At 34.9% G+C, this 26,922-nt stretch carries 30 protein-coding genes; 6 read left to right on the top strand and 24 right to left on the bottom strand.

What is annotated here, in order from left to right:
* Nucleotides 1–6: 6 nt before the first annotated feature.
* From rnjA to GVV10_RS06965, 3 genes are read left to right on the top strand one after another with little or no spacing between them, the layout of a single operon-like run.
* Nucleotides 7–1,716 carry a ribonuclease J1 gene (rnjA, locus tag GVV10_RS06975; RefSeq protein WP_159521062.1) on the top strand — a complete coding sequence of 570 codons (1,710 nt, stop codon included), beginning with the start codon at nucleotides 7–9 and terminating at the stop codon, nucleotides 1,714–1,716.
* Entirely contained in the window at nucleotides 1,700–2,497 is a 798-nt protein-coding gene (locus tag GVV10_RS06970) for a metallophosphoesterase (RefSeq protein WP_159521060.1), read from the top strand. Before rnjA ends, GVV10_RS06970 begins: the two co-directional genes overlap by 17 nt.
* A complete protein-coding gene (locus GVV10_RS06965) occupies nucleotides 2,487–3,086 on the top strand; it encodes a class I SAM-dependent methyltransferase (RefSeq protein WP_159521058.1) in 600 nt (199 codons plus the stop codon). Before GVV10_RS06970 ends, GVV10_RS06965 begins: the two co-directional genes overlap by 11 nt.
* On the opposite strand, the gene GVV10_RS06960 is transcribed toward GVV10_RS06965, so the two are convergent.
* The 9 genes from GVV10_RS06960 to trmB are packed head-to-tail and all read right to left on the bottom strand — an operon-like array spanning nucleotide 2,968 to nucleotide 10,129.
* The gene (locus tag GVV10_RS06960) at nucleotides 2,968–3,468 is read right to left on the bottom strand and encodes an NUDIX hydrolase (RefSeq protein ID WP_159521056.1); all 501 of its coding nucleotides are present in this window, start codon (nucleotides 3,466–3,468) and stop codon (nucleotides 2,968–2,970) included. The genes GVV10_RS06965 and GVV10_RS06960 overlap by 119 nt on opposite strands.
* A gap of 44 nt (nucleotides 3,469–3,512) precedes the next feature.
* Complete coding sequence (locus GVV10_RS06955; RefSeq protein WP_159521054.1) at nucleotides 3,513–4,508, bottom strand: LacI family DNA-binding transcriptional regulator; 996 nt, start codon at nucleotides 4,506–4,508, stop codon at nucleotides 3,513–3,515.
* On the bottom strand, nucleotides 4,486–5,412 hold the full coding sequence (locus tag GVV10_RS06950) for a hypothetical protein (protein ID WP_159521052.1): 927 nt from the start codon (nucleotides 5,410–5,412) through the stop codon (nucleotides 4,486–4,488). The genes GVV10_RS06955 and GVV10_RS06950 overlap by 23 nt, the downstream gene beginning before the upstream one ends.
* Nucleotides 5,402–5,800, bottom strand: coding sequence for a hypothetical protein (locus GVV10_RS06945; protein WP_159521050.1), 399 nt, complete (start codon nucleotides 5,798–5,800; stop codon nucleotides 5,402–5,404). Before GVV10_RS06945 ends, GVV10_RS06950 begins: the two co-directional genes overlap by 11 nt.
* 52 nt (nucleotides 5,801–5,852) lie before the next feature.
* Entirely contained in the window at nucleotides 5,853–7,175 is a 1,323-nt protein-coding gene (locus GVV10_RS06940; RefSeq protein WP_159521048.1) for a UDP-N-acetylmuramate--L-alanine ligase, read from the bottom strand.
* Nucleotides 7,162–7,764, bottom strand: coding sequence for a hypothetical protein (locus GVV10_RS06935; RefSeq protein ID WP_159521046.1), 603 nt, complete (start codon nucleotides 7,762–7,764; stop codon nucleotides 7,162–7,164). The genes GVV10_RS06940 and GVV10_RS06935 overlap by 14 nt, the downstream gene beginning before the upstream one ends.
* A 2-nt stretch (nucleotides 7,765–7,766) precedes the next feature.
* On the bottom strand, nucleotides 7,767–8,438 hold the full coding sequence (locus tag GVV10_RS06930; RefSeq protein ID WP_159521044.1) for a hypothetical protein: 672 nt from the start codon (nucleotides 8,436–8,438) through the stop codon (nucleotides 7,767–7,769).
* Nucleotides 8,431–9,495, bottom strand: coding sequence for a M42 family metallopeptidase (locus tag GVV10_RS06925; RefSeq protein ID WP_159521042.1), 1,065 nt, complete (start codon nucleotides 9,493–9,495; stop codon nucleotides 8,431–8,433). Before GVV10_RS06925 ends, GVV10_RS06930 begins: the two co-directional genes overlap by 8 nt.
* Nucleotides 9,485–10,129 (bottom strand): tRNA (guanosine(46)-N7)-methyltransferase TrmB, encoded by a 645-nt coding sequence (trmB, locus tag GVV10_RS06920; RefSeq protein WP_159521040.1) that lies wholly within the window; start codon nucleotides 10,127–10,129, stop codon nucleotides 9,485–9,487. The genes GVV10_RS06925 and trmB overlap by 11 nt, the downstream gene beginning before the upstream one ends.
* Nucleotides 10,130–10,209: 80 nt before the next feature.
* On the opposite strand from trmB, the gene GVV10_RS06915 reads away from it, so the two are divergent.
* On the top strand, nucleotides 10,210–11,286 hold the full coding sequence (locus GVV10_RS06915; RefSeq protein ID WP_159521038.1) for a nucleotidyltransferase family protein: 1,077 nt from the start codon (nucleotides 10,210–10,212) through the stop codon (nucleotides 11,284–11,286).
* A 274-nt stretch (nucleotides 11,287–11,560) separates the two neighbouring features.
* On the opposite strand, the gene metK is transcribed toward GVV10_RS06915, so the two are convergent.
* The 7 genes from metK to rdgB all read right to left on the bottom strand — a co-directional run bounded on the left by metK (nucleotide 11,561) and on the right by rdgB (nucleotide 16,281).
* The gene (gene metK / locus GVV10_RS06910; protein WP_159521036.1) at nucleotides 11,561–12,655 is read right to left on the bottom strand and encodes a methionine adenosyltransferase; all 1,095 of its coding nucleotides are present in this window, start codon (nucleotides 12,653–12,655) and stop codon (nucleotides 11,561–11,563) included.
* 249 nt (nucleotides 12,656–12,904) lie between these two features.
* Complete coding sequence (locus tag GVV10_RS06905; protein WP_236261879.1) at nucleotides 12,905–13,804, bottom strand: YitT family protein; 900 nt, start codon at nucleotides 13,802–13,804, stop codon at nucleotides 12,905–12,907.
* A 107-nt stretch (nucleotides 13,805–13,911) separates the two neighbouring features.
* Nucleotides 13,912–14,337, bottom strand: coding sequence for a Rid family detoxifying hydrolase (locus GVV10_RS06900; protein ID WP_159521034.1), 426 nt, complete (start codon nucleotides 14,335–14,337; stop codon nucleotides 13,912–13,914).
* Nucleotides 14,338–14,351: 14 nt separating this feature from the next.
* Nucleotides 14,352–14,492: a mechanosensitive ion channel protein MscL gene (locus tag GVV10_RS06895; RefSeq protein WP_159521032.1), complete on the bottom strand. Its 141-nt coding sequence runs from the start codon at nucleotides 14,490–14,492 to the stop codon at nucleotides 14,352–14,354.
* Between the two features lie 59 nt (nucleotides 14,493–14,551).
* A complete protein-coding gene (locus GVV10_RS06890; protein WP_159521030.1) occupies nucleotides 14,552–15,040 on the bottom strand; it encodes a tRNA (cytidine(34)-2'-O)-methyltransferase in 489 nt (162 codons plus the stop codon).
* Complete coding sequence (locus GVV10_RS06885) at nucleotides 15,033–15,704, bottom strand: TIGR01906 family membrane protein (protein ID WP_159521028.1); 672 nt, start codon at nucleotides 15,702–15,704, stop codon at nucleotides 15,033–15,035. Before GVV10_RS06885 ends, GVV10_RS06890 begins: the two co-directional genes overlap by 8 nt.
* A complete protein-coding gene (rdgB, locus tag GVV10_RS06880) occupies nucleotides 15,694–16,281 on the bottom strand; it encodes an RdgB/HAM1 family non-canonical purine NTP pyrophosphatase (protein ID WP_159521026.1) in 588 nt (195 codons plus the stop codon). The genes GVV10_RS06885 and rdgB overlap by 11 nt, the downstream gene beginning before the upstream one ends.
* A 33-nt stretch (nucleotides 16,282–16,314) precedes the next feature.
* Between rdgB and GVV10_RS06875 the strand changes: the two genes are divergently transcribed.
* Complete coding sequence (locus tag GVV10_RS06875) at nucleotides 16,315–17,157, top strand: choline/ethanolamine kinase family protein (protein ID WP_159521024.1); 843 nt, start codon at nucleotides 16,315–16,317, stop codon at nucleotides 17,155–17,157.
* Nucleotides 17,158–17,235: 78 nt separating this feature from the next.
* Complete coding sequence (locus tag GVV10_RS06870; RefSeq protein WP_159521022.1) at nucleotides 17,236–18,144, top strand: NAD(P)-dependent oxidoreductase; 909 nt, start codon at nucleotides 17,236–17,238, stop codon at nucleotides 18,142–18,144.
* 109 nt (nucleotides 18,145–18,253) lie between these two features.
* On the opposite strand, the gene GVV10_RS06865 is transcribed toward GVV10_RS06870, so the two are convergent.
* From GVV10_RS06865 to GVV10_RS06830, 8 genes are all read right to left on the bottom strand, one after another.
* Complete coding sequence (locus GVV10_RS06865) at nucleotides 18,254–18,700, bottom strand: MarR family winged helix-turn-helix transcriptional regulator (protein ID WP_159521020.1); 447 nt, start codon at nucleotides 18,698–18,700, stop codon at nucleotides 18,254–18,256.
* Nucleotide 18,701: 1 nt separating this feature from the next.
* Nucleotides 18,702–19,061 carry a 50S ribosomal protein L20 gene (gene rplT / locus GVV10_RS06860; protein ID WP_159521018.1) on the bottom strand — a complete coding sequence of 120 codons (360 nt, stop codon included), beginning with the start codon at nucleotides 19,059–19,061 and terminating at the stop codon, nucleotides 18,702–18,704.
* Between the two features lie 14 nt (nucleotides 19,062–19,075).
* Nucleotides 19,076–19,270, bottom strand: a complete 195-nt coding sequence (rpmI, locus tag GVV10_RS06855; protein WP_159521016.1) for a 50S ribosomal protein L35 — start codon at nucleotides 19,268–19,270, stop codon at nucleotides 19,076–19,078.
* Nucleotides 19,271–19,291: 21 nt separating this feature from the next.
* Nucleotides 19,292–19,837 carry a translation initiation factor IF-3 gene (infC, locus tag GVV10_RS06850; RefSeq protein WP_456236452.1) on the bottom strand — a complete coding sequence of 182 codons (546 nt, stop codon included), beginning with the start codon at nucleotides 19,835–19,837 and terminating at the stop codon, nucleotides 19,292–19,294.
* A 198-nt stretch (nucleotides 19,838–20,035) separates the two neighbouring features.
* Nucleotides 20,036–21,385: an MATE family efflux transporter gene (locus GVV10_RS06845; RefSeq protein WP_159521012.1), complete on the bottom strand. Its 1,350-nt coding sequence runs from the start codon at nucleotides 21,383–21,385 to the stop codon at nucleotides 20,036–20,038.
* Nucleotides 21,386–21,423: 38 nt separating this feature from the next.
* Nucleotides 21,424–23,160: an aspartate--tRNA ligase gene (gene aspS, locus GVV10_RS06840; protein ID WP_159521009.1), complete on the bottom strand. Its 1,737-nt coding sequence runs from the start codon at nucleotides 23,158–23,160 to the stop codon at nucleotides 21,424–21,426.
* On the bottom strand, nucleotides 23,153–24,436 hold the full coding sequence (gene hisS, locus GVV10_RS06835) for a histidine--tRNA ligase (RefSeq protein ID WP_159521007.1): 1,284 nt from the start codon (nucleotides 24,434–24,436) through the stop codon (nucleotides 23,153–23,155). Before hisS ends, aspS begins: the two co-directional genes overlap by 8 nt.
* A 268-nt stretch (nucleotides 24,437–24,704) precedes the next feature.
* Nucleotides 24,705–26,900, bottom strand: a complete 2,196-nt coding sequence (locus tag GVV10_RS06830) for a RelA/SpoT family protein (RefSeq protein ID WP_159521005.1) — start codon at nucleotides 26,898–26,900, stop codon at nucleotides 24,705–24,707.
* Nucleotides 26,901–26,922 lie beyond the last annotated feature (22 nt).

Here is a 26,922-nt window from a genome sequence, read left to right as displayed (position 1 = left end):
GTAATTATGAGTACAAAGAAAGAAAAAATTAAAAATACTGACACGCTAGTTTATGCTTTAGGTGGATTAGGTGAAGTTGGTAAAAATATGTATTGTATTGAACATGAAGACGAAATCATCATTATTGATTCAGGTGTCATGTTCCCTGAAGAAGAATTATTAGGGGTTGATTATGTCATTCCCGATTATACTCATCTTGTAAAAAACAATAAGAAAAAGAAAACATTGGTTATTACCCATGGTCACGAAGACCACATTGGTGGGATTCCTTTCTTATTACAACGAGTACAAATCGACAACATTTATGCCCCACGATTTGCTAAAGCGCAAATTCATCGAAAATTAGAAGAACGTAAAATGCATGCAAATATCATTGAAATCAACGCTGAGTCAAAAATCAAGACAGAGCACTTTATTATTGGTTTCTTTAATGTTATCCATTCAATTCCAGATGCAGTTGGAGTATTAGTTAATACGCCCAATGGACGCGTTGTTTCAACGGGTGACTTTAAGTTTGATTTAACGCCTGTTGGATCAAATTCTGATTATCAAATTTTGTCATACTTTGGTGAAATTGGAATCACACTCTTACTCAGTGATTCAACCAATGCTGAAGTAAGTGGCTTCTCGATTAGTGAGAAAGAAGTTGCGAAAGAGATTGGTGGCATTTTTAGAAAAGCCGAAGGCCGTATCATCTTGGCAACCTTTGCATCAAATGTGTATCGAGTTCAACAAATTATCGATGCTGCGATCGCTGATGGACGAAAAATTGCGATTTTTGGACGTTCAATGGAAAATATCGTAACAATCGCTCGAAAATTAGGTCACATAAAAGCTGCTGATAAGCACTTTGTAAAAGCACATCAATTAAATAAGCTCCCTGCTAATAAAGCATGTATCATTTGTACTGGGAGTCAAGGTGAACCCATGGCTGCTCTAAGCCGTATAGCCAATGGAACTCACCGCCAAATTAGTGTGATGCCTGGTGATACTGTGGTATTTTCATCCAGTCCAATCCCTGGGAACGCACAATCAGTTTCACATGTTGTTAACCAATTAACACGTCGTGGTGCTAATGTTCTAACAAACTCACCCTTGAATTCCTTGCACACAACAGGACATGCGTCTAAAGAAGAACAAAAGCTTATGCTACAACTTGTTAAGCCGGAATTTTTTATGCCAATGCATGGTGAATATAAAATGTTAAAGACTCATCAAAACACTGCCATTGAAACCGGGGTTAAACCTGAAAACATCTTTGTATGTGCAAATGGTGATGTAGTCGGTCTAAGAGATGGCGAAGCATTCGCAACCGATGTTCGATTCCAAGCCGATGATATTTATGTGGATGGAAAAGATAGCAGTGGTTTATCAACAGCTGTCCTTAAAGATCGTAAAATCTTGTCGGACAGTGGTCTTGTGAGTGTTGTCGTAACCATCGATTCAAGACAAAATAAAATTTTAACTAAACCAACAATTGTAAGTCGTGGTTTTGTCTTTATCAAAGACAACCAAACTTTAATTAAAGAAGCTGAAAAAATTGTATACGATGCTTTAAATAAACGTATGACTAAACGTGTTACCTTTGGTGACATTAAAAACACCATCCGTGGATCACTTGAGCCATTCCTTTATAAAAAAACACAAAGAAACCCATTGGTCGTTCCTGTTATCTTGAACAGAAACGAAGAGGTAAGCAATGAAAAGAAAGCATAGACAAGTACTTATTTTAAGTCTTGTCTTTCTTTTATTACTTGGTGTTTTTTTAGATATGAAAGTGTTTGCCATTAAGCGACATAAGACACGATTTGAAACAATAACCCATCCTACAATCCCCCCTTCTTTCGACGGAGTAACGATTGCTTACTTTTCTGATGTTTTGTCTAATACAGAATTGTTGGATAAATCTATTTCCTCAATCAACAGGAGTAAGCCAGATATCATCCTCTTTGGTGGTAATTTATTTTTGAATAAACCCAATGAAAAAGAACGAAAAGAAATGGTAAAAAAACTAGATGCTCTCAAAGCACCACTCGGTAAATATATGGTTCTTGGTGACTTGGACCATAAATTTGAAACTTATGCCTTACTAGATCAAGCTGGTTTTCGACAATTAAGTAATAATTCAAATAAACTTTACAACTTTAATAATGAATTTATTCAACTGACAGCTGTTGATGAAAAACAGACACAGTATGTTGCTAATCCTGAATCGTTTGAGATTTTCGTGATGCATGATGGAAAGTTAGCGGATTCGCTTGATAAAACAGACTATAATCTTTTATTAGCTGGAAAATATTTAGGGGGTCTTTTTAAACCTCCATTTATCGATCCATTGGCTGATCATGGTAAGTATTATAAAAAAAGATATGATTTAAATGACAAAACAATCATTAATTCCCAGGGACTTGGAACTCGAGATATCGAATTAAGATTTAATACCAACCCTGAAACAATTATAATTTTGCTTGAAAGTAGTCCATCAAATGAATCATAAAACAATTAGTCATGCCTTTTTAGAAAGCCGCTTAAATAGCACCTCATCAGCTGTTGATATGACATGTGGTAATGGGCATGATACAGAATTCCTTGCAACCATTTGTCGTGATGTTTTAGCAATTGATATTCAAAAAGAAGCCATTAAAAACACTCAACAACGATGTCAAGTGTTCAAAAATATTGAGTATTTACATATGGACCACAGCCAGGTGTCTTTTAAGAAGCGATATGATGCATATATGTATAACTTAGGCTATTTGCCTCACTCAGATAAAACAATCATCACACACGCCTCTACAACCCTTACCTCACTTAAAAAAATAATCGCAAATAAACCTAAATATCTTAGCATTGCATGTTATCGCGGACACGAAGGCGGCAATGATGAGTATCAAGCAATTATCGACTTTCTTGATGCACTTGAAATTCAATACATTACACTTGCCTATCAACGTTCAATGAGTCCCATCACTCTTTTGATTGATTTTGTAAATCCCTCATCATCAACAATTCTCGTTGATGAACTAAGGCATTTACCCCAAACACAGGCACACTCAATTCTGAAATCCAAGCTTCAATTGATTTGAACTCAATCCGATCAACCAAAAAACTCTCTTCATATGTAAGCGAGTTTTTTTCTACTTTTAAAATTTTCGCAATATGATAATGATGGATGTTAACTTGACCAAGTAAAGCATACTCATCGATAACTGTATTAAAATATTTAAGCTTTCCTAACGTGAAACCTGCTTCTTCTAAACTTTCACGACGACACGCATCTTTAATGTTTTCACCGATTTCTAGCCCACCACCAATGGATTCATAATGATTTCTTACGCCAAATAGATCTTTGCCAAGTAAATGAATCATGGCAACCTCACCCTTATCATTCAATGCAAAAACACGTACACTCGTACGTATTTTTTTTATGTCTAATAGTTTCTGAGTTGGATCACTTAATTTATACATCAATATTCCCTTTCCTATTAAAAAAGCCCACTAAGGGGCAGATTTTAATTTTTTGTTGATTGACGCGGTGTATAAAGATATGATAATTCAATTTCTTTATCTTCAACCTCATCATCATTTAACATTTTCGTTAATACACGCATTGCAACGGCTCCTAAATCATAAGAAGGAATTGCGAAACTACTTAAACGAGGACGAACCATTGAGTTATACTTCGTATCAATAACACAAACAACTTCCAACTCATCCGGAACTTTTATTCCACGTTCTGATGCTGCATTCATCGCTGAGATTGCTTGTGAATCTCGGTTAGCAATTAAGAAATCATAGGGTATCTCTTCGATATGATCAAGGAAATAATCATACGAACGACGATACTCATTTGGAATTGGAATATAGCCTTCATCCTCAATGCCAAATTCCTTATATGCTCTTTGAACACCTTGACGCATTAGTTTTGTACTAAACTCATTCTTTTGATCTTGAATAACAGCAATCCTAATGTCTTTATTGTCTTGTAACTTTTGAAGACTCAATTCATATACTGCTCGTTCTATATCAACAAATACTGAAGAAATTTGTTTATCTGACATTCTATTTCCAATAATAACAATTGGGAATTCATACTTACTCAACTCAGCTAATTCATCTTCCATCAATTTGTCATTATAAATAATGACACCATCAACTCTAGATTTAATAACATCATCAATCACTTCTTTAATGTCAACAATTCCTTCTGTCATCGTATGCAATACAATATTGTACTTATAGATTTTGGCGACATCAATCAAACCATTAATAATTTGACCTGTATATACAAAACTTGCTTCAGGAACTAACAACGCAATCGTGGTTGTTTTTTGTAATGCAAGTCCCTGTGCAACCGCATTAGGTTTATAGCCTAATTTATCAATTGCTGCCTCAACTTTCTGACGCGTTTCATCACGAACGATTTCTAAACCGTTAATAACACGAGAAACTGTTGCTAATGAAACATCAGCTTCTTTTGCTACATCATAAATCGTTACTCTTTTCATCTTTCTTGTCCTCCTGCCCTAAATCATCTATTGCATCTTGGACTTTTTTCTCACTTTTTTCTAGAAAGACAATTATATCCTCATCAATATCTTTTACTTTATCAATAACCGATTCAGCTCCATCTTTCGTAGCTTCTTTTGCATTGGCAAGTACTTCATCAACCGACTCAATACTTGTTTCTGCAATGTCTTCTATGTCATCTTTCACATCTTCTGATAAATCACTCACATCATCCACAATTGTTTCAATTGTATCATCTGCTACATCAATAAATTGAACTGCGTTATCTTTAACCTCATCAACATGATCTTCAAGATCATCTGCGGTCTCTTTAACATCTTTTTTTGTTTCTTCTAACCATTCACCAAATTTTTCACTGCCTTTTTTAAAAGCATCTGAACTTGCATCAACAGCTTCTTGCGTTTTTTCTTTTACGACGTCTGCTCCACGTTTGACCGTTGGATGATTAACAAAGTCATCAAAGCCTTCTTTTGTTTTATTAACAAAGCGATCAATAACGCCTGATGCCTCAACTTTAGCAACAACATCTTTTGCTGATTCATACATAGTACTTGATAATTTACCTAAATCTTCAAGTAGTTCACTTTTATTAGGTGATGATTCGATCACTTCCAAACTTGATTCAATTAATTCCTTGTTTTTAACGACAAGTTGCTCTGCTCGCTCTTCGATATACTCTTGTTTCTTCAATTGAGATATCATCTCTAGTGAACGGACATTCATTGTATTAATTGTATCCACTGCTTTATCACGAAAATCAAGCAACTGATCTTGACCACTTTTTTTCGCAATTAATTCATTACTTGTACTATAGAAGTCATAGACCAAGTTATCAATTTCATATACAAGTGCATTTAATAATTCTTCGTGTTTATTCATCATAGACTCCGAAATCCTCCTCTGTATATTCATCTTCTTCATTCTTATGCTTCTTTTTACCCACTAAATCCTTCATACTATTCAACAATGCATCAGAGTGCTTCAATGAAAAAGAAGCAATCGAATTCACTGCACCTGCTGTAGCATTATTCACCATATCTACAGTGCCTGAAACATTATTTAAGGTATCTAATGGTTTTTCTAACTTCTCTACTGAATCATTGGTACTTTCAAGTACCTTTTCAACTTTATCAAGTGTTTGTGGTAAGCGTTTCAACACAAGGTATACTCGATATAAAAGCAGTGCTAATAGAATTAAACAAATTAGAGCAACTACTGGAATTAATACTGATGATAATTCATTCAAACTTAAAAGTAAATCATCTACCATACTTGTCGCCACCTCTCTATACTCTTAATTATAACGCTTTCTGAAAAAGTTTTCAATCGTTGTAACGGAGTTTCAAAGCATCTCGTAAATCATAAATATCCTTCGAACTCATGAAAACATACACAGCCGGTCCAAAACTTTGTAATAAATCCAAACTTTGCTCATCCAAATCAATCAAATGACTTCCAGGAATCATGGTTTGTAAATCATCAATATCCATATCGATTCCTTCTTCATAATCGTCAATACTTGTGAAAGGCATCAAGCAAACCTCATCAGCTTGACCTAATGACGACGCAAATTGATCTTGAAAATAATGCAATCTCCCAACTCGATGGCCTTTAAAGATTGCGACAATCTTCCGATCAGGATAACGTGTTTTTGCCGCTTTTAATGTCACATCAATTTCTGTAGGATGATGAGCATAATCATCAATATAAATATTCTCTTTACCTTCTTCAATGACAAAGCGTCTTAAAGCACCTTTAAAATTTCTTAAACCCATTTCCATTTGTTCGACGGTTATACCTTCATAAATACCCACTGCAATAACTGCCAATGAATTTAAAACCATGTGGTCTCCAACAATTGGTAAGTTAAAACGATGAATTTTTTGATCTTTATAATAAACATCAAACGCTGTCGAATCATGCATCTTGTCCATGTTTTTTACATAGATATCATTGCCACTTGTAAAACCGTAAGTAATAATGTTTCCTGATAAGTGCATGCGTTCTAAATGCTCATCATCGCCATACACAATCAATAACTCACTCACATTTTTTGAAAACTCTTCAAATGCTGATAGATAATCTCTTTCATCTTTAAAATAGTCAACATGATCAATTTCAAAATTTGTCATAATCGCGATATTAGGATGATATGAAAGAAAATGACGACGGTATTCACACGCTTCAACAGAAAAATAGGTATCATCTAAATCCAAGAATCCACGACCATCACCAATCAGGGTCCCAGCTTTTTGAGAATAAGATAACATATCATGAAGCAAGGTAGTTGTTGTCGTTTTACCATGTGATCCACTCACTGTAATTGTTCGATAATCATTCATCATCTTTCCAAGAAAATCATGATAGGAATAACGTTCGATATTCGAGTTTTCCTTTGCAGCCTTTACTTCGACATTATCGTTAGTGAAAGCATTACCAATTACAACAATATAATCATCTTTGATATTATTAGCATCAAAAGACAAAATTGGTATATTTAACTCTTTTAAACTATCTTCAGTAAAGAAGTGACGATCAATATCAGACCCCAAGACTGTGTAACCAAGATTATGGCAGATTTTTGCCAACGATGCCATTCCTGTTCCTTTTATTCCAATGAAATAGACAGTCTTATTGTTCATCATCTAAGTCCTCCAAAAAGTCATATAACGATACTTGAACTTCCTCTGATTCTTCAGAAGGCGTTAACATATCTTTCAAATCATACGTTAATATATTTTCATCAAATTCTTCTTCTTCCAAGTCTTCAATCATTCCATACATTGGACTGATAACAGTTGTACTCGGTTTGTTTTTCTTCACTGTTTTTGCTTTTGTTTTCTTAACCTGTGGCTCTTCATTATTGCCACCAAAAATAGGACTAATGATCTCTTGAGGTTTATAATCCTTCTCAACAATAACTGGCTTCTTCTTCATTTTAGGCATTTCATAGACTTCCTTTGCCTTTTCTTCGCCATCAACATCAATTCGATTGGACCTTGGTTTTTCCTTATCTTCATTAATTTCAGTTTTAAAACTTGCTTTCTCTGAAGCTTGAACCTCCTCAACGACTTGACTTTTTTTCATTAATTCTTTATCTTTTTCTTCTTTATTCAAGACCGATATTGGCTTCATTTCAGGGATATCAATACTCTCTTCACCCTCAATATCCAAATCTTCTTCAAGCACTATTTCTTCTTCTTGAAATAACAGGGATACAATTTTTCGGAACATCTTTACTCCACCTCTTGTTCTTCTATCTTATCGTCTGGATGCAATTGATTGTACATATCGATTAAGTTTCCATCTTCTGGAACAACATGCTCAAAGAAATCTGTTTGGATTGTTGAATCCTGAACAATTTCCTTATTAGAATACGCTTCAAATACACGTCTTTCCTCAACCTGTACACTTCTTAATATCATAATCATTTGCTCTACCATAAAATCATAATTTGCTTGATTCACCAAACTAATCATTTCAATAAAATCATTTTCAATCATTACCATATAGTTATTATCTTTAAACTCATAAACAGACATCAAAACACTGCGTTCAATATCTTCTTGATCTAAGTAACGATTGTCTTCACTAAATACGATTTTTTCATTCTTGGGTTTAACGAGATTAACTTCACCATCGCCATGTTGACTCGCAACAACACGACTTACTTTGAGATTCATCATAATTTGTTGTTTTTCAACTTCAATCAAACTTGCTAATTGAGTCCCGGATTTAACACCAGCATTTGGGGGGAGATAATACTTATAGAAAGGTTTGTTATGGTTTGTACCTGATACCAAGGGTCTGGCTAAGCTTTCTTCCATCGTTTTATTAAAATCGACAGGTTTTGGCTGACATGCCGTCAATAACGCTAGACTTGCTATCACTAATAAAATCTTACGCAAGCACATCACCCCAAACAGTTTCAGTTAAGAACTTAACAATTCCTTTTTGTGCCGATAAATAATCATGCACATCCAAGATACTGCTTGATGTATGAATATTACGAGCACATACACAGCAAGTTAATGTCTTAACACCATCATGAACTTTATGCACAATACCAGCATCAGTACCGCCATTAGAATAATAATACTGATGGTCAATATCGTATTTTTCACAGGTATCTACGAAATGATAAAGAATTTCTTTGTTCGCAATCATACTTCCATCCATGACTCGAATTAAAACACCATCCCCTAGCTTTCCAAGTGCACTTTGATCTAGAGCATCGTTAGCTGGTGAACAATCAAGAATAATCGCAAAATCAGGGTTAATCATTTGCGACAAAGTCTGTGCCCCTCTAAGGCCAACTTCTTCTTGAACACTTGCTCCAATATAGAGATCAAAATCTAACTCAACGTCTTTTAATTGTTCAAACAAATCAAGACCCATTACACAACCATAACGGTTGTCGAAGGCTTTCGCTAATAGACGATTGCCAGCATCCAATTCTACAAAGTCACCTTGAACAACAACCATATCACCAATTTGAATGCCCATTGCTAACACAGCATCTTTATTTTTAGCTCCCACATCCACAATCATTTGGTCAATTGTCATAGGCTTACTTCGTTCAGCAGGCGTTAACATATGAGGTGGAATACTCCCTATTGTTCCAGCAAATTTTTGACCATGACGGTTTGTCAAGCGAATTCGATGCGCTAGTAACGTTTGGCTAAACCATCCACCCACAGCATGAATTTTCAAGACTCCTGTCTCAGTGATGTCCTTAACTAAAAAACCGATCTCATCCATATGACCTAAGACTAATACTTTGGGTGCATTTTCTTTCTTACTGCGTTTTACACCCGCAATGCTTCCAAGATTATCACGAATAATTTCATCGGTATACTTGCCGTATTCTTTTTCTAAATAACGCGCAACCTCATGCTCATGACCACTCACACCATCAATTTGTGTCAATTCTTTAAACCATGTTAATTGTTGTTTATTTAGCATTGTTATTTTTCCTCCATACGCCTCGGTAAATTGGCATTCCCATTTCTGTAAATTTTCTCTCATATTCTGTGAAGGGATCAATTTGTTCTTCACATCTAAAATCAACATCAAATTCAATCAAATCAAATTTATGTTGATCAAAATAAATCACCGAATCATTAAATAATTTACGGTTATCTGTCTTGAACCAAATTTCACCATTTTCATTGAGTAACGTATGATAGATATCTAATTGTGTCTTATACGTTAAACGACGTTTATGATGACGTTTTTTGGGCCAAGGATCGGAAAAATTAAGGTGAATAACATCTAACTCATTAGGAGCAAAAACATCCAATAAATTAACGGCATCACCTAAGATCCAAAACTGGTTATCACGTGGGTTTTCTTTCAATTTTCTAAGAGCGATTGAACTTGCAGTATAATCACGCTCAATGGCGATAACACCTGCTTGGGGATACAGCTTTGCTAACCCATGCCAGTAATCACCCTTCCCCGCTCCAATCTCTAATCGTAATGATTTACTTTTTAATTTGTTTTTCCATTGTCCTTTATATTGATCACTTGGTTCCATATAGTAATCTTCATACTGAGTAAAGATATCTTTACTCCAAGGTTTTTTACGCATTCTCATGTATTGTTACCTCTATTCCATACAGTTATATTGTAACATGATTAGCAGTAAATTTGGTGAAACTATGCTAAAATAAAGTCATGGAAACTAATTTAAAAGTATGTGGAATTGTGGTTGAATATAACCCTTTCCATAATGGACATATTTATCACATAAATAAAGCTCGTGAAATCAGTGATGCCGATGTTTTAATTGCGGCTATGTCCCCTAATTTTGTGCAACGTGGGGAACCCGCATTTATTAATAAATGGGCTCGAACGCGTGCCGCATTAGAAGCTGGAGTCGATATTGTCATCGAAATTCCAACCTATTTTGTCATGCAACGCGCTGATATTTTTGTAGAATCAGCGATCCGATTATTATCTTATCTTCAAGTGGACACGATCGTATATGGTTCCGAGACAAACGAAAAACAAGCAACACCAGTCTTTGATCCAAAAACAATGAGTGATGGATCTAGTTTTGCTAAAGCAAGCAATCCTAATAACTTGAAACCAAATGATCTTCTTGGTTCATTGTATGAAAAATACGCCCAACAATATGCAATGAACACTTACACAATCCAAAGAACAAACAATTATAAAGACAAAAACCTCAATGGTAACATTGTATCGGCCAGTGCAATCCGTCATAATTATAAAAATAAGCTTGATATGAGTCAATTTACCCCTATGAATTTTTCCAAGCAAATTCATTCTTTAACTGATTACGACTCCTTATTTAGACTCTTGTGGCATCACCAAGACGCTACAACGCTTCAATCAAATCTCTTGATGGATGAAGGCATTGAGAATCTTTTTTTAAAACACCGCTCACTCCCATTAAATCAACTCATCCAAAAAACCACCTCTAAGCGCTATACAGAGAGTAAGATTAAACGAACTTTATTCAACACCTTATTGAATCATAAAAAAGATTCGGTACACTTCCCACCACACGCACGGATCTTAGGTTTTAACGAAAAAGGACAAACCTACCTATCTGAGCATAAAGATCACTTGTTGACCTGTTCTTCTTTCAAAGACTATGCTCTCAAAGATCAAGAGCTCAATGCAAGTGCTATTTATGCAAGCCCCTACTCAAAAGAATATTATCAAGCAACACTTCAACGTGAAAAACAAGCTCCAATCATCATAAAAAAAGACAACATCGTATAAAAATGTTGTCTTTTTTGAAGCTTCATTTTGATAGATAATCAATAATTACTCGTTAACTTTTCAATTGTCTTGTTGTTAAACTGATAGACTTCATCAGCCAATAACTCAATATCACCACTAATATGACTTGTCAGAAGAATTATTTTTCCTTCACTTCGAAGTCTCTTTAATATTGTGATGATGTTATCTCTTCCTGCATGATCTAATCGATAAAAAACCGAATATTCTCATCTTTATCAAGATTTAAACATTCGGATTGATTACTTATTCATTTTTATTTTAATTTTTTTGGAGTTTCCCAGGTAAAACCATCACGACCAAAATGACCATAATTACTTGTAGATTGGTAAATTGGTTGAAGTAAATCAAGCTCATCGATAATATTTTGAACAGAGAAATCAAAGTTACGGTTAATAATTTCTAAAATTTCTTCTTTAGGTTTTGCTTCTGTTCCAAATGTTTCTAAGTGAATCGACAATGGCTGACTTAATCCAATTGCATAGCTAAGTTGAATTTCCACGCGATTACAAAGTTTTGCTGCAACGAGTGATTTCGCAACATATCTTGCGTAATAAGCTGCCGAACGGTCAACTTTTGATGGATCTTTCGAACTAAAGCAACCACCACCAATACGACCAAATCCACCATATGAGTCAACAACAATTTTTCGTCCTGTTGTTCCTGAATCACTGAATGGACCTGCAATACTGAACGCACCACTTGGATTAATGATGAATTTAGTATCGTCTCTTAACAATTCTTGTGGAACGACTTTTAGAATCAAATCATTCATGATTGTCTCTTGGATTTTTTCTTGCGTGATGCCCTCTTCATGAGATGCACTTACCAAAATAGTATGAACATATAACGGTGTCATTGCTTCGTCATAAGCAACTGTTACTTGTGTTTTACCATCTGGTTTTAACCAACTGTGTGTTTTTCTTAAATCGGTTAAACCTTTGGCTAATTTATGAGCCAAATCGATGGTTAATGGCATGAAGTTTTCTGTTTCATTACAAGCATAACCAAACATAATTCCTTGATCTCCTGCCGATGTTGTTGCTTCACCAATCACTGCTTGATTAATTTGTGATGATTGCTTCTGTACTTTTACAAGTACTTCAAAATCTTCCAGGTAGCCAATCCCTTTCACAACTTCTTTTGCAATTCCTTCATAATCAATTGTAGCGCTAGTGTTGGCTTCACCATAAACTAAGATAAAATTATCTTTGATAGTAGCCTCCACAGCCATTTTTGATGATTTATCAACGCGTAAAGCAGCATCAACAAATGCATCCGCAATTTGATCGCAGATTTTATCGGGATGACCTTCTGTAACACTTTCAGAAGTAAAATAAATAGTAGACATATAAAGCCCCTTTTCTAGCGACATAAAAAAAAGTCTTAGTAACGAAACTAAGTCTTCCTGTTCCTATAGAAGTTTAGTTTATCGTAATGTTAGCTGTACCACCTTGCAAAAGCAGGTTGGTATGAGGTTATGGAGCTAACTCTCTACCTCAACTCTTGATAATCGCACAATTTATTATACACCAGGTTCCATTAGAACTCAAGTTTTTTTAAGTTGATTATTCAAAAGAAAAAACTAGTCATAGCTAGTTTAATCAAGGGGTCTTTGACGATAATTCCCTTCAATTCTTTGAACAGAAGCAATCTCTATAAACGCACATGGGTCAGATTGTTTAATACTTTTAACAATCAATTCTACTTCAAACGCATTCGCCACCATGTACAACATAGTTTTGTCTTGTTTTTTGTACATTCCAATACCATCAAATTTTGTGATACCATGACGAACTACTTTTAATAAATCATCACTCACGTTTTCAGGATGCTCTGTGATAATATGAATACTCGATAATTTATAACGATTATGATATGTTTCAATAATTTTCGTGGAAACAATTTGATAGAGAATCGAATACAGAGCCAGTGTCCAATTATATTGCCATCCATAATAAACTAGCATCGAGATATTAAAAAACATAATCAAGTCCCACATTGGTTTATTTTTAACCATAGAATAATATATCGCTATAAAATCAGTACCACCTGCACTACCGTTCATTCTAAGCGCGATACTGGAACCAATTCCATTGATCAACCCACCAAAAACAGCAATCAAGATCATGTCTTGTGTCGCAATCACTGAAGGAAGTAGATCCACAAAGATACTGGTTAATGTAACATGTAAAAATGATAGTGTTAAAAATTTCACGCCTAAATGCTTATAGACTAGCGAGAGCAATAATGCATTAATTACGAAATAAAGTAAACTAAATGACAAATTAATCCCAAGCAAACGATTAGCTTCCATGACAAATAAGCTGGTTAGCCCAGCAACACCACTTGGAACTAAGTTTCCTTGTTGTACAAATATTTTAATGGCTGTAGCAGAGAACAAGGCCCCAACTGCAACACCGATAATATGGTATGGTTTTATAAGTTTTAAATTCTTCATATCCTGTCTTTCTTTCTGTATTTTAATTGGTTTTATCATTTAATGATAACCCCTCTTTGCAATATAACATACATAGAATTTTTTTCAACAGTTCTTCACTATTTTTAATAAAAAAAACCAAAGAAAATCATCCTTGGTCTATTATTTTAATCCTCACAACAACAGCCAGCACAGTCTTCCTCTTCGTCAAGTGTCGCCTCAACAGCTAAACAATCAATTTTAATCTTTGCGTTTTGTGGTAACTTTGACACTTCAACACACGATCGAACAGGATATGGATGGGAAAAGTAAATCGCATAAATTTGATTAATTTTTTTGAAATCGTCCAAATTTTCGACATAGACAGTCGTCTTCACAACATCATCTAAGCTCATGCCTGCTTCTTTTAAAACTAACTCGATGTTTTCAATGATCTTTCGAGTTTGAACACCAACATCATCGCTCACTAATTCGAAATTCTCATCTAAGGGTAACTGACCTGAAACTAAAACATAAGGACCTACCTGCATTGCAACGGAATAAGGACCCACTGATTCTGGCCCATTATCAACGATAATTTGTCGCTTACGCATAAGGTTTCATCCTTTTATAATAACTCTCGGTAAAATTCATCACTATCTTCCTCTCGATTAAGGCGATTGTTTAATTTGATAAACCCAATAATTCCAGCAATAACAATTAGAATTAAAGAAACAAGTCCAATAACATCATCAAATGTTTCAATCATACTTTCACCTCACTATCTAAATTATAGATAAACCCTTTCTTACTTTCAATCAATAAGCCTTAATCTTGCGCCTGATTTATTTTTGAGAGCCCTAAAAAATCTTTTTGTCTTAAAACTTCATAGGTTACCAAAGCAACCGTATTGGAGAGATTCATACTTCGTGCATTTTCAACCATTGGAATTCTTAAGAGTTCATCTTGATAAGCGTCTTTGATCTCTTGTGGTAAACCTTGACTTTCTCCTCCAAAAATTAAATAAATATCCTCTTCAATTGATTGATAATCAAAATCAGAATATGTTTTACTTGCAAAACGACTTAAGAAGAAATACTGACCTTTTTCTTGATCAACAAAATCATCCCAATCTACATGGCGTTTAAGGTCCAGTGATGACTCATAGTCCATCACTGAACGCTTAACTTTCTTACTATCTAAAATAAACCCTAATTCTCCTACCAAATGTAAACGAGCTCCTGCTGCTACAGCAGTTCTCATGATATTACCTGTGTTTTGAGGAATTTCTGGTTCATATAATACAATATTAATCATGGTTATATTTCCTTTCAAAAAACTTCATAAAGCTAAACAGTCCAATAAATAAAATCGCAACACCTGTAAATATTCGATAAACTAATCCCATAAAAAACTCCAAAGGAACCATTTGAATTAGTCGATCGGTGTTGGGATCTAAAAGCCACAAATCATTTGTGAAAATCAATTCATGGAACATTATCCAAAAAGAATTAAAGTCAATGAGTGCAAAAACTACAATCACCAAGATGATCAACCCAAATGAAATTAAGACTTGTTTTAGTGCATGAGCAATATCTAGTGGCTCTTTACGATAAAGAAAACAGACTGTAAGTAAAAATATACTCAAAGCAAATGAGATATTACGTACTGTTTTAGCATTCAAATATAAACTTTGCACATCAACCATATGATCTTTTTCTCTTTGGTTAAAGAACTCTTGGCTTACGCCATCTTGAGTAAATTGGAAATCCAAAGAATCCTTTTCATCAAGGATATAGTGCACAAGCACATCGGTGGCTTCGAATAGAACATCTTCACTGATTGTCATTTCTTGTGCTGTATTTAAACGATGATATGTTTTCTCATAATAGGATTGATTAAACGAAAACAAAAATATAAGCGTTAAGATCATACCTAATACCAAAGAAAAAATTGACACTGTAAATAATTTATCTCTCATTGCTTTCCTCTTTAATAAATTCAACAAATTTATTTAAAGCTCGTGCTCGGTGGGATATTTTATCTTTATCTATAACCGACATTTCACCAAATGTTTGTGAATAACCACTGGGTTTAAATATTGGATCATAACCAAATCCACCTTCACCTTTAATTTTATCAACAATTTCTCCTTCCACAATACCAGAGAAACTATGAGCATGACCATCATAATAAACAACACAGGATTCAAAGTTCGCTTTACGATTGCTTTCTGTTTCATATTTTTTTAAGATTGTTTTGTTCTTAATATGATATGGTTCATTTTCCATAAATCGAGCCGAATAAACACCTAACAGTTCAGGAAACGCATCCAAATTTAAACCAGAATCATCACTGACAACTGGAAGTTTAATTATTTCATAGACCGCTTTGGCTTTGATCAATGCATTTTCAGCAAATGTTGTTCCTGTCTCTTCAATCATCGACACATCAACATTAAAATCACTTGCTTTTAAAACTTCAAAGCCAAGTGGTTCTAATATGGAATGAAATTCTTTAATTTTACCTTCATTATGACTTGCTACAATTACTTTCATTTATTATCACCTTTCGTATGCTATAATATTTTCATGAAAACATTAACGACAATTATAAAAAAAATATACCAAGAGGAACCCTTGAGTATTCAATATTTAGAGCAAGGTTTAACCAATGATAATTATTTGTTAACCTTCCCTGATAAACAACATGTCATTCGTTTGCCCAAACCTGGAAACATTGACTTATTTGATTATCACCTTGAAGCGCTTGTTTTAGAGCAAATCAAAGACTTGAATCTCGATGTTCACACTCTTTATTATAACGCAGATTCTGGTATTAAGATAAGTAATTATATTCCAAATGCCAAACATTTTTCACCAGAGTACATTGTTGAAGCAACTAATCTGATAAAAAAACTTCATCAATCAAAGATTCATGTCCAAAAAACATTTGATATTCAAGCTCATTTTAATCAATATCAACATAGAAATATAACTCCCCTTTTTAACACATCGTTTGCTCATGGCTTTATTGATAAAGCTAAAACTTTGAGTCATGAAAATCACGTACTTTGTCACAATGACTGTGTTGAAGGAAACTTTCTTTTCACACAAACTGATTCTTATTTAATTGATTATGAATATGCTATGGAAAACCACCCTTATTTTGATCTTATGTCCTTGATTACAGAGAATGATATTCAAGATCCTGAACAAAGACGTTTAATCTATGATACATATTTTGACGATGATGAGATCATTGACGATGAAGCGTTATTTATTTTTGAAATTGCGCAACATGTTTTATGGTGTGAATGGGCGAGCTTTATGTACAATGAACATCATGATCAAATTTATTATGATATTGCTCAGTTAAAGTATCAACGACTTCTTGAGGCTTGGAACAAACACAAACCAGGTGAAATAATTTAATTTATAGGTATAAATTCTATTTTCTTTGCTTCGTCTTCACTTTCATACTATTATAAGACTAACGAAGGAGTGATATGAATGAAAGTAGCACTAGCAGATATTTTAGCATTAAATGATGATGAACTTGATTATCTCAAGTCTTTAGGATATGAAATAACAACTTTTAATACCTTTGACCAATACACTGAACCTACCGATGTTATTGTTGGTTATAACCCTCCCAGTGAAGCAATTCCTGACGGTTTAAAATTTGTCCAATTGCTCTCGGCAGGCTTTGATCATGTAAACTTAGACTTGTATCAAGATAATGACATAACAATTGCGAATGGCAAAGGCATGTACAGTAAACCAATCGCAGAATATACACTTGCCCACATACTTAGTATTTATAAAAGCATTCCTGATTATAGATCACAACAAGATTTTAAAAAATGGAATCGTCTTGATAAAAACAAATCTCTTGATCAAGCAACAGTTCTTATCTTGGGTACAGGCAGTATTGGCCAAGAAACTGCCAAACTTCTGTCAGCCTTTAATGCAACAGTTGATGGCATTAACACAAATGGTCGGGCTATCGATTATTTCAATCAGTGCTTCCCGACAACTTCTCTTGATGAAATCATGCATACCTATGATATCGTGATTTCAATTCTTCCTCAAAATAAAGCGACCTATCATATTATGGATCAAGAACAGTTTAAGCGTATGAAAAACGATGCAGTATTCATTAATGTAGGACGAGGATCTTCTGTCAACTTAGACGGTTTAATGGCAGTGCTTGATACAAACTTATGTGCTGTGGTGCTTGATGTATTTGAACAAGAACCACTTGATCCTAAACACCCTCTATGGCATCATCCCAAAGCGATACTTACACCTCACGCATCATTTGAAAGCAACTTAATTAATACTTATCGCTTGAATATTGTCATTGAGAACTTAAAACGTTTTGCCCATAACGAAGCGATTATTAATAAAATTATATAAAAAGTGTGATTAGCTACTGTTTTTTTATAAGACAGTGGCTTTTTAATAATAAAAACCTCTAGATTACTCTAGAGGTTCATAATTACTTTTTAGATAGTTTATCAATGCTTTATTGATTTTCTTCCAACATATTTTGGAAAAATCCATTCAATTCAGCGATTGCTCGCACTAAATCCTCGTCTTTTTCTGTTTGTCTTAATATTCCTTCCACCATTTCATTATGAAATTTATCGTGAATATCTAAAACTTTGAAGCTTTTATCTTCCAACACTAGGCGATAAATTCGGCGATCTTCTTGATCACGAACGCGATTAACATAGCCTTGTTTTTCAAGACGATTAATACTTGTCGTTAATGTACCTTGAGTTATATCTAAACTCTTGGCAACATCAGACATTTGTTTCGATGCTGATTTATGAATAGCATCCAATGTATGAATTTCAGTCATGGATAAATCAATACCATGCATGTGATGATAAGTTTCTTCCAAGGTTAAAATCTTATTAAAGATATCAACAATTAATTCATTGACTTGACGTCGTGTATCAACTGACATTTTACTTTTCTAAAGCTTTTTGAGCTTGACCTACAATTTTTGTAAATCCTTTTGGATCATGAATTGCGATTTCTGATAACATTTTACGGTTAATTGTAACGTTCGCAAGTCTTAAACCATGCATCAATTGACTGTATGACATATCGTTCATACGTGCAGCTGCGTTAATACGTGTGATCCACAATTTACGCATTTCGCGTTTTAATTGTTTACGGTCACGGTATGAGTAACGCAATGAACGCATGACTTGTTCATTAGCTGTACGGTACAATGTATGTTTTGACCCGTAATATCCTTTCGCTAATTTTAATGTTTTTTTACGACGTGCTCTTGATGGCACGGATGTTTTTGTTCTTGGCATTTAACTCACCCTCCCTAGTCTTGCAATAAATGTTTAATACGTTTGTAATCACTATTTGATACAAGTGATGACTGACGTAAATTTCTCTTTTGTTTTTGTGACTTATGTCTCATAAAGTGTGAGGTATAAGCTTGACTTCTTTTTAACTTTCCACTGCCTGTACGTTTAACACGTTTTGACAATGCTTTTTTTGTTTTCATTTTTGGCATCTTAAAGCCCTCCTTAATAAACTATTGTTGTTTGTGTGGAGATATCACAACAGACATGGTATTCCCTTCAAGCTTAGGAGCTTTCTCAACTGAACCCAAGTCCTTCAATTCTTCAATGAACTGATTCATTGTTTCACGCCCAACCTCTAAACGAGTGATCAAGCGTCCCCTAAAGCGCATATCAACTTTAACTTTCATTCCAGCTTCTAACCACTTCGATGCATGGCGTAATTTTGTATCAAAGTCATGTTGTTCAATAACAGGTGAAAGACGTAATGGTTTTACCTGAGTAACATGTTGATGTTTTTTAGCTTCTTTCGCTTTCTTTTGTTGTTCATAACGATAGCGACCATAATCTAAAATCTTACATACTGGTGGATTTCCATTTGGAGCAACACACAATAAATCAAGATTTGCATCATATGCTTTATTTAACGCATCATTTCTACTAAGTATTCCTAATTGTTCGCCTTCAGCGCCAATTACCAATACTTCACGGAAACGAATTGCCTCATTCACCAATTCATCATTGCTGTTATTTCTTCTGCGATTACTAATATATTTCACCTCCCTAAACATTATTACAATAAAAAAGTGTGAACTTTTTTTTAAAAAGGAACACACTTAAAGGTTATCTCTTGTCGATTTAAGCCTTTACCTATGAATGATATCATCAGGTGAGAAGTGTCTTCTACTTTCTTATTGCTAGACAAGTATATCATTAAACAGTTTATACGTCAAGACGTTTTATGAGACATTGAACTTTTAATTAGGAACGGTTTCTAAAGGATCAACATACTCTCTAATTGCTTTACGACGTAACTTGGTTGAAATTAAAAGGGTGAGGGTTTCAGCAATTGGATACGCCAACCAAACAAAGTGTAAGCCAAAGTTTGACATTAAGTAAGCAATTGGTAAAAGTATCCCCATTTGCCGTAAGAAAGAAACAATTAAACTATAATTACCTAAACCTAACGATTGGAAGAATGTTGAATTAACAATCCCCAACGATGCAGGAATAAAGTAAAGTGAAATCAATCTTAATGTAATAACACCCATACGAATCATCGCTTCATCATGACTAAATATTCCCATTAACTGTGCTGGGAACACTTGGAATATAACGAAACCAACGGATAGAAGTAACAAAGATATTAACACACCGTATCGATAAGCTTCATGGATACGATCACTGTTCTTAGCGCCATAGTTAAACCCGATGATTGGTAAAATACCTTGACCTAAACCAAAGACTGGCATCATAACGAATGATTCTAATTTAAAATAAACACCTAAGACCGAAACTGCAACTTCTGAAAATTGAATAATTATTCCATTTAAGAAGATCGTTAAAAATGCACCTAATGATTGCATCAAAATACTTGGAAAACCAACTTCATATATTTTCTTAACTGTAGAATTATCCCAAGTGAAGCCTTTTATGTTAAGATCAAATACTGATTTTTTAGAAAACAGACCATACAATGTGACCATTGCTCCAAAAAACTGACCAATAACCGTCGCAATGGCTGCCCCTTCAATCCCCCATCCAAATACAAAGATAAAGATCGGATCTAAAATAATATTAGTAATAGCTCCTACAAGTTGACTTGTCATCGGAATCATCATATTTCCTGTTCCTTGCAATGCTTTTTCACCAAGTATCTGAAGCAACGTAAAAATTGCGCCAACACTAACAATACTAAGATAGGAAGTCCCCATCGCTATAACTTCAGCGTCACTTGTAAATAAGGTGAAAAATTTTTGAACAAAAAACAAGCGGAAAACAATAAAGATTAGCCACGATATGATTGCTAAAACGACTCCATGCATGACTGCTGAATCAGCATCTTTTTTTCGGCCAGCACCTAAGCTTCTAGCGACAAAGGAGTTGACTCCAACCCCAGTTCCAACAGCAATCGCAATAATTAAAATTTGAATGGGAAATGAAAGTGATGTTGCTCGAAGTGCAGGTTCACTAATTTGTGCCACAAAGTATGAATCAACCACATTATACAATGACTGAATGAACATCGATAACATGGCCGGTAAAGACATTTTAATAATTAATGGAAGCATGGGTTCATAACCCATTTTATTGTTTTTTGCGTGCATAAATCCTCCTTGCAAAGTAAAGCACCAAATGAATGGTGCTATTTATTAATCTTTAAGTGTAAATCTTCAAGCTGTGAATCGACAGCTGGGCTTGGGGCATTGGTCAATGGACAACGTGCCGATGCATTTTTAGGGAAGGCAATGACATCACGAATCGTTTCAGAATGAGTAAGCGCCATTGCAAATCGGTCAAGACCAAAAGCAATTCCACCATGTGGAGGTGTACCGTATTGGAACGCATCAACAAAGAAACCAAATCGTTTTTGGATTTGCTCATCACTAAAGCCAATTAAAGAAAACATTTTTCGTTGGAGTTCTTGATCGTAGATACGCATTGAACCCCCTGCAATCTCATAACCATTAAGCACTAAATCATAAGCTTGTGCTAAAACTTCAAGCGGCTTTGTATCGAGCAATTCAACATCTTCTTCTTTAGGTGCCGTGAATGGGTGATGACGCGCAACAAGCTCATCGTTATCGCCCAATTCAAACATTGGGAAATCAACTAACCATAGGTAATCAAATTTTTCTTGATCAATTAATTCATAGTCTTTTGCTAATTGTAAACGCAAGGCACCCATAGCAGTACAGGTTTGTTCCCATTCCCCGCTACCAATAAATAAGGCATCGTTATTCTCCAAACCTAACGTTTCGACTAAATCAAGAATCTCTTTCTCTTCTAAGAACTTAGCAGCACTTCCTGTAATTTCGCCATCAACATACTTCAAGACGACTAATCCACCAAGGCCATACTTTTTAACTAAATCAGTGTATTTATCACTGACTTTACGTGTTACTGTCTCAGCATTATCTTTTAAAACAATAGCTTTCAAATGACCATTATTCTTCAAGACATTTTCAAACACTTTAAATTGTGTTTCGGAAAAAATTGGATTTACATCATTTAATAACATTTCAAAACGACGATCCGGTTTATCACTACCATAGATATTAAGAGCATCGTAGAACGTAACATAGTCAACCACTGGACGTTTTTCTCCTAAAACATTTTCCATGACATTTCCGACAACTTCCTCAATAATTTCCATAAACGAATGCTCCGATAAAAAGGACGCTTCAATGTCCACTTGAGTAAAGTCTAATTGACGATCTGCTCGCAAATCTTCATCTCTAAAACAGCGTGCAATTTGATAATAACGTTCCATACCACCAATCATTAACATTTGTTTGAATATTTGAGGTGATTGCGCCAAGGCATAAAATTCACCAGGATGAACTCGTGATGGTACCAAATACTCACGAGCACCTTCAGGAGTAGATTTTGTTAACATTGGGGTCTCAACATCAATAAATCCTAGGTTATCCAATGTATTTCTCATTTCAGTTACAATTTTAGCACGAGTCATGAGACGATTTTGCATGACTGGACGACGAAGATCTAAGTAACGATATTTCAAACGTGTATCTTCTAATGCATCTGTTTTATCTGCAATAATCATCGGTGTTTGCTTTGCTTTATTTATTATTTTAACATCACTTAAGTCAATTTCGATATCCCCTGTCGCTAAATTTGGATTTTTATCCTGACGTTCACGAACCAAGCCAGTTACTTGGATGACATATTCATTTTTTAATTCTTCAACGATAGGGTATTCATCATGATTGACGACCAACTGAACAATTCCACTGCGATCTCTAAGATCGATGAAATTAATTGAGCCAAAATTACGACGTTTTGCTACCCAGCCAACCAGTGTGACCTCTTCATTGATATTTTCCATTCTTAATGTTCCATTATGATGTGTTCTATTCATTTTTTTCTCCTATCCAAGTACCAAGTTTTGATACTAATTCATCTTCAGGAATTGTAATTTGCTCCTGAGTTTCTTGATTTTTTAACGTTACAGTTTTTTGTTTTACCTCATTCTCACCCACGAGTATGACAATTTTCGCTTGATAACGATCAGCCAATTTGAACTGTGCTCGCATTGACTTATTTTCATGATCAAGATCAGCACGATAACCAAGTGAACGCAGTTTTTGAATTAATTCGAAGGTGTATCGCATACTATCTTTATCAAGTGGCATCCCATACACATCAAGACTGATATCTTTTTCTAATTCTATTCCCGCAAGATCCGCATAAACTAAAAGTCTCTCAATTCCCATGCCAAATCCAAATGCCGAAATCTCAGGACCCCCAAAGTATTCAACAAGGTGATTGTAACGACCACCAGCAAACAAGGTTGCTTGGGCGCCTGCTTTAGGATCGGTTGAAATCACTTCGAAAACTGTATGGTGATAATAATCTAATCCGCGTACTAACCGTGAATCTTCTTCATAATCCAAACCTAAATCTTCAATTAATTGAATGACTTCAGCATAATAAGCCTTTGATTCATCTGTTAAACTGTCTTTATTGCTTGGGGCAGTTTTCATAGCTTCGTGATCATGATCCACTTTACAATCAAGCATTCTAAGTGGGTTTTGATCATACCGACGTTTACAATCATCACACATCGTCTCAAGGTGATCAGAAAAGTGATCACGGAGTGCCTTTTTGTACAAGTCTTGACTTGTTTGGTCACCCAACGTATTAATCACTAACTTATATTGATTTAAACCAATTGAATCGAGGAGATTCAAGCCAAGCATCATTGCCTCGACATCAACATACGGACTTGCTTGTCCAAGGAATTCAACACCAAATTGATGATGGATTCTCATCCTTCCTTTTTGTGGGCGTTCATAGCGGAAATTGGGTGCGATGTAAAAATAGCGTTGCAACCCGCCACCTTGGGCATACATTTTGTGTTCGACATAGGATCGAATTAACCCTGCAGTTCCTTCTGGTTTCAATGTTAAGGAACGGTTACCACGATCTTCGAACGTATACATTTCTTTATTGACTACATCACTTGCATCATTTCCACGTTTAAAAACTTCTGTGTGTTCAAATATGGGTGTTCTCATTTCTTTAACATGATATTGTTCACACAGCTTTCTGGCTTTATCCTCAATAATTTGCCATTTTTCAATTTCTTTTCCATAAAGGTCTTGCGTACCTCTTGGTGCTCTATAATTTGACATTGTTTTCCTCCTTTTAGACATAAAAAGGTGCTACCAAGGACGCTAGCGCGTGGTACCACCTTACTTTTTTCTTAGCCTCTTAACGCGAGTTACGATTTTTCCTAATCCACTATGTTTCAGAAAAATTTCTCTCATGGGTCACACCTAGTCGCATTGAGTAGTTTTCACCAAACACTACCTCTCTTTGACAACGCTCATAAGTTCATTCATGGTCAACGAATTTTGTTCATACATAAGTTTAACATAAGCTCTTTAAGATTGCAATCTATTACATGATAACTCGATCAACACGAATCACTGAGTCCACTTTCCTTAAATTAGCAATCAGTACTCGTAAATGCTGTCCATCCTTAACAATGACACGCATTGTCGTGATAACATGCACTAAATCTTCTTGGATTTCAGAATTCACTGCGTTCATTTTCACTTTTAACTGTGATGCACTGGTTACTAAATCTGTTAATAAGAAGTTTCGATCCATCGATAAAATTTTAAGGACAACTTCATACTCACCTTGGTCATGTTGCTCATCCCATTCAACATCAATTATTCTTTCATCAAGATTTGTAATGTTAGGGCAATCTTTTCGGTGAACTTTAACACCCATCCCCTTCGTTATATAGCCAACAATTTCATCACCATAAACAGGATTACAGCATTTACTTAAGGAAATCATCATCGAGTCGATGCCTTTAACATGAACTCCTGCTTTGTTGCTGCTTGGTGAAGGCAAATTACGATTCACAACACGATCCAGTCGATCTTGTTCTGTATAGTTTTGATCTTTCAAGCCTAAGCGTTCAAAAACAGCTTGCAATGAAACCGATTTTGTCGCAATCGCAAACATTAAGTCATCATAAGAATTGACAGACAATTGCGAATAAATACCTTCTAATTTTTTTGAATGTCTTAATTCTTTTTCTTCAAATCCTCGTCGTTTAAGTTCTTCCTTAAACATCGATTCACCCTTATGAATAAATTCAGCTTTATCTTCTTTCTGTTTTTTTAGAATGAAATTTTTAATTTTATTTCGTGCATGATTTGTTTTAACAACCTTTAACCAATCTTCACTAGGACTTGATTGAGGTGATGTTCTTACAGAGACAACATCGCCCGTAACTAAAGGTGTATTTAATGGAACCAAGGTTCCATTAACAATAGCGCCAACCGTTTGATGCCCTACTTCAGTATGAATCCGATAGGCAAAATCAATCGGTGTTGCGCCATTGGGTAAATCAATAACTCTTCCTTTGGGTGTCATAACATAAACATTTGCTTCAAAAATATCTTTTTGAAGAATATTCATATATTCTTGAGCATTTTCATCAACATCCTGAGTTAACATATTAAAATCTCTAAACCAAGATAAACGATCTTCAATTTCTTTTTGACGACTTGCTTCAGTACTGGAGCCACCTTCTTTATAACGCCAATGCGCAGCAACACCTCGTTCCGCAACTTCATCCATTGTTTTAGTTCTTATTTGAACCTCAAATATATTACCTTCTTCTCCAACGATAGTCGTATGAAGGGATTGGTACATATTCATTTTTGGCATCGCAATATAATCTTTAAATCGACCTGGAATCGGACGATAAGTAGCATGAATATACCCTAGTATTTCATAACAATTCAGCTCAGTTTCAGTAATAATTCGAATTGCTAAAAGATCTAAAATCTCGTCAAATCGTTTGTTTTTAGTTTCCATCTTTTTATAGATACTATACAAGTGCTTTGAACGACCAAAAATATTAAATTTAATTTTATTTTCAAGCAATAGATCAGCAATATCTTCAATCATTCGGGTAACCTGAGCATCACGCTCAGTTTTTCTATCATCAACAAGTCTTGCAATTTCATAATATTTATCGCGATGAAGATAACTAAAAGACAAGTCTTCAAGTTCATTTTTAATCTCGGCAATCCCCAATCGATGAGCGATAGGTGCATAGACATCAAGTGTTTCTTGAGCAATTCGTTTTTGCTTTTCAGGTGATTGGAATTGCAAGGTTCTCATATTATGGAGACGATCCACCAGTTTGATAAAAATAACACGAACATCTTTCGCCATCGCAATAAAAATCTTTCGATGATTGGCTGCTTGATATTCTTTTTCATCTTTAAATTCTAAATTCCCGATTTTTGTGACACTTTCAACAAGCGTTGCAATTTCTTCTGTAAACGCATTTGCAAGTTCGTCAAAACTAACATCACAATCTTCGATGACATCGTGGAGTAAACCAGCCGCAATTGTGGTAGGAGACACCGTCAGTTGAGCAAGAATATAGGCAACTTGAAGAAGATGAACTAAGTAGGGTTCACCACTTTTTCGATATTGACCATCATGTTTCTCTTTCGCGTATTCATACGCATCTAAAATAAGCTCAAGATTTTCTTCACGACTTATATATCGTTGTGCTTCTGTCATCACATCTTCAATTGTGATACGTGTTATTTGTTTCATTTCATCGTGCCTCCTTTAATAA

Source organism: Erysipelothrix urinaevulpis (assembly GCF_009828835.1).
Classification (GTDB): Bacteria; Bacillota_I; Bacilli_A; order Erysipelotrichales; family Erysipelotrichaceae; genus Erysipelothrix; species Erysipelothrix urinaevulpis.
Note: the sequence above shows the minus strand (reverse complement) of the source record. Positions and strands in the feature narration are given on the sequence as shown.

Coding starts and splice junctions, on each gene's coding strand:
- GVV10_RS06830 (WP_159521005.1), bottom strand. CDS start 26,900: ATGAAACAAATAACACGTATCACAATTGAAGATGTGATGACAGAAGCA.
- GVV10_RS06960 (WP_159521056.1), bottom strand. CDS start 3,468: ATGTATAAATTAAGTGATCCAACTCAGAAACTATTAGACATAAAAAAA.
- GVV10_RS06890 (WP_159521030.1), bottom strand. CDS start 15,040: ATGATTAATATTGTATTATATGAACCAGAAATTCCTCAAAACACAGGT.
- GVV10_RS06965 (WP_159521058.1), top strand. CDS start 2,487: ATGAATCATAAAACAATTAGTCATGCCTTTTTAGAAAGCCGCTTAAAT.
- hisS (WP_159521007.1), bottom strand. CDS start 24,436: ATGTCAAATTATAGAGCACCAAGAGGTACGCAAGACCTTTATGGAAAA.
- GVV10_RS06875 (WP_159521024.1), top strand. CDS start 16,315: ATGAAAACATTAACGACAATTATAAAAAAAATATACCAAGAGGAACCC.
- rplT (WP_159521018.1), bottom strand. CDS start 19,061: ATGCCAAGAACAAAAACATCCGTGCCATCAAGAGCACGTCGTAAAAAA.
- GVV10_RS06870 (WP_159521022.1), top strand. CDS start 17,236: ATGAAAGTAGCACTAGCAGATATTTTAGCATTAAATGATGATGAACTT.
- GVV10_RS06915 (WP_159521038.1), top strand. CDS start 10,210: ATGGAAACTAATTTAAAAGTATGTGGAATTGTGGTTGAATATAACCCT.
- GVV10_RS06900 (WP_159521034.1), bottom strand. CDS start 14,337: ATGCGTAAGCGACAAATTATCGTTGATAATGGGCCAGAATCAGTGGGT.
- GVV10_RS06940 (WP_159521048.1), bottom strand. CDS start 7,175: ATGATGAACAATAAGACTGTCTATTTCATTGGAATAAAAGGAACAGGA.
- GVV10_RS06885 (WP_159521028.1), bottom strand. CDS start 15,704: ATGAGAGATAAATTATTTACAGTGTCAATTTTTTCTTTGGTATTAGGT.
- GVV10_RS06970 (WP_159521060.1), top strand. CDS start 1,700: ATGAAAAGAAAGCATAGACAAGTACTTATTTTAAGTCTTGTCTTTCTT.
- metK (WP_159521036.1), bottom strand. CDS start 12,655: ATGTCTACTATTTATTTTACTTCTGAAAGTGTTACAGAAGGTCATCCC.
- aspS (WP_159521009.1), bottom strand. CDS start 23,160: ATGAATAGAACACATCATAATGGAACATTAAGAATGGAAAATATCAAT.
- GVV10_RS06935 (WP_159521046.1), bottom strand. CDS start 7,764: ATGTTCCGAAAAATTGTATCCCTGTTATTTCAAGAAGAAGAAATAGTG.
- rnjA (WP_159521062.1), top strand. CDS start 7: ATGAGTACAAAGAAAGAAAAAATTAAAAATACTGACACGCTAGTTTAT.
- GVV10_RS06925 (WP_159521042.1), bottom strand. CDS start 9,495: ATGCTAAATAAACAACAATTAACATGGTTTAAAGAATTGACACAAATT.
- trmB (WP_159521040.1), bottom strand. CDS start 10,129: ATGAGAATGCGTAAAAAACCTTGGAGTAAAGATATCTTTACTCAGTAT.
- rdgB (WP_159521026.1), bottom strand. CDS start 16,281: ATGAAAGTAATTGTAGCAAGTCATAATGAAGGTAAAATTAAAGAATTT.
- GVV10_RS06945 (WP_159521050.1), bottom strand. CDS start 5,800: ATGGTAGATGATTTACTTTTAAGTTTGAATGAATTATCATCAGTATTA.
- GVV10_RS06955 (WP_159521054.1), bottom strand. CDS start 4,508: ATGAAAAGAGTAACGATTTATGATGTAGCAAAAGAAGCTGATGTTTCA.
- GVV10_RS06895 (WP_159521032.1), bottom strand. CDS start 14,492: ATGATTGAAACATTTGATGATGTTATTGGACTTGTTTCTTTAATTCTA.
- rpmI (WP_159521016.1), bottom strand. CDS start 19,270: ATGCCAAAAATGAAAACAAAAAAAGCATTGTCAAAACGTGTTAAACGT.
- GVV10_RS06845 (WP_159521012.1), bottom strand. CDS start 21,385: ATGCACGCAAAAAACAATAAAATGGGTTATGAACCCATGCTTCCATTA.
- GVV10_RS06865 (WP_159521020.1), bottom strand. CDS start 18,700: ATGTCAGTTGATACACGACGTCAAGTCAATGAATTAATTGTTGATATC.
- GVV10_RS06905 (WP_236261879.1), bottom strand. CDS start 13,804: ATGATAAAACCAATTAAAATACAGAAAGAAAGACAGGATATGAAGAAT.
- GVV10_RS06950 (WP_159521052.1), bottom strand. CDS start 5,412: ATGATGAATAAACACGAAGAATTATTAAATGCACTTGTATATGAAATT.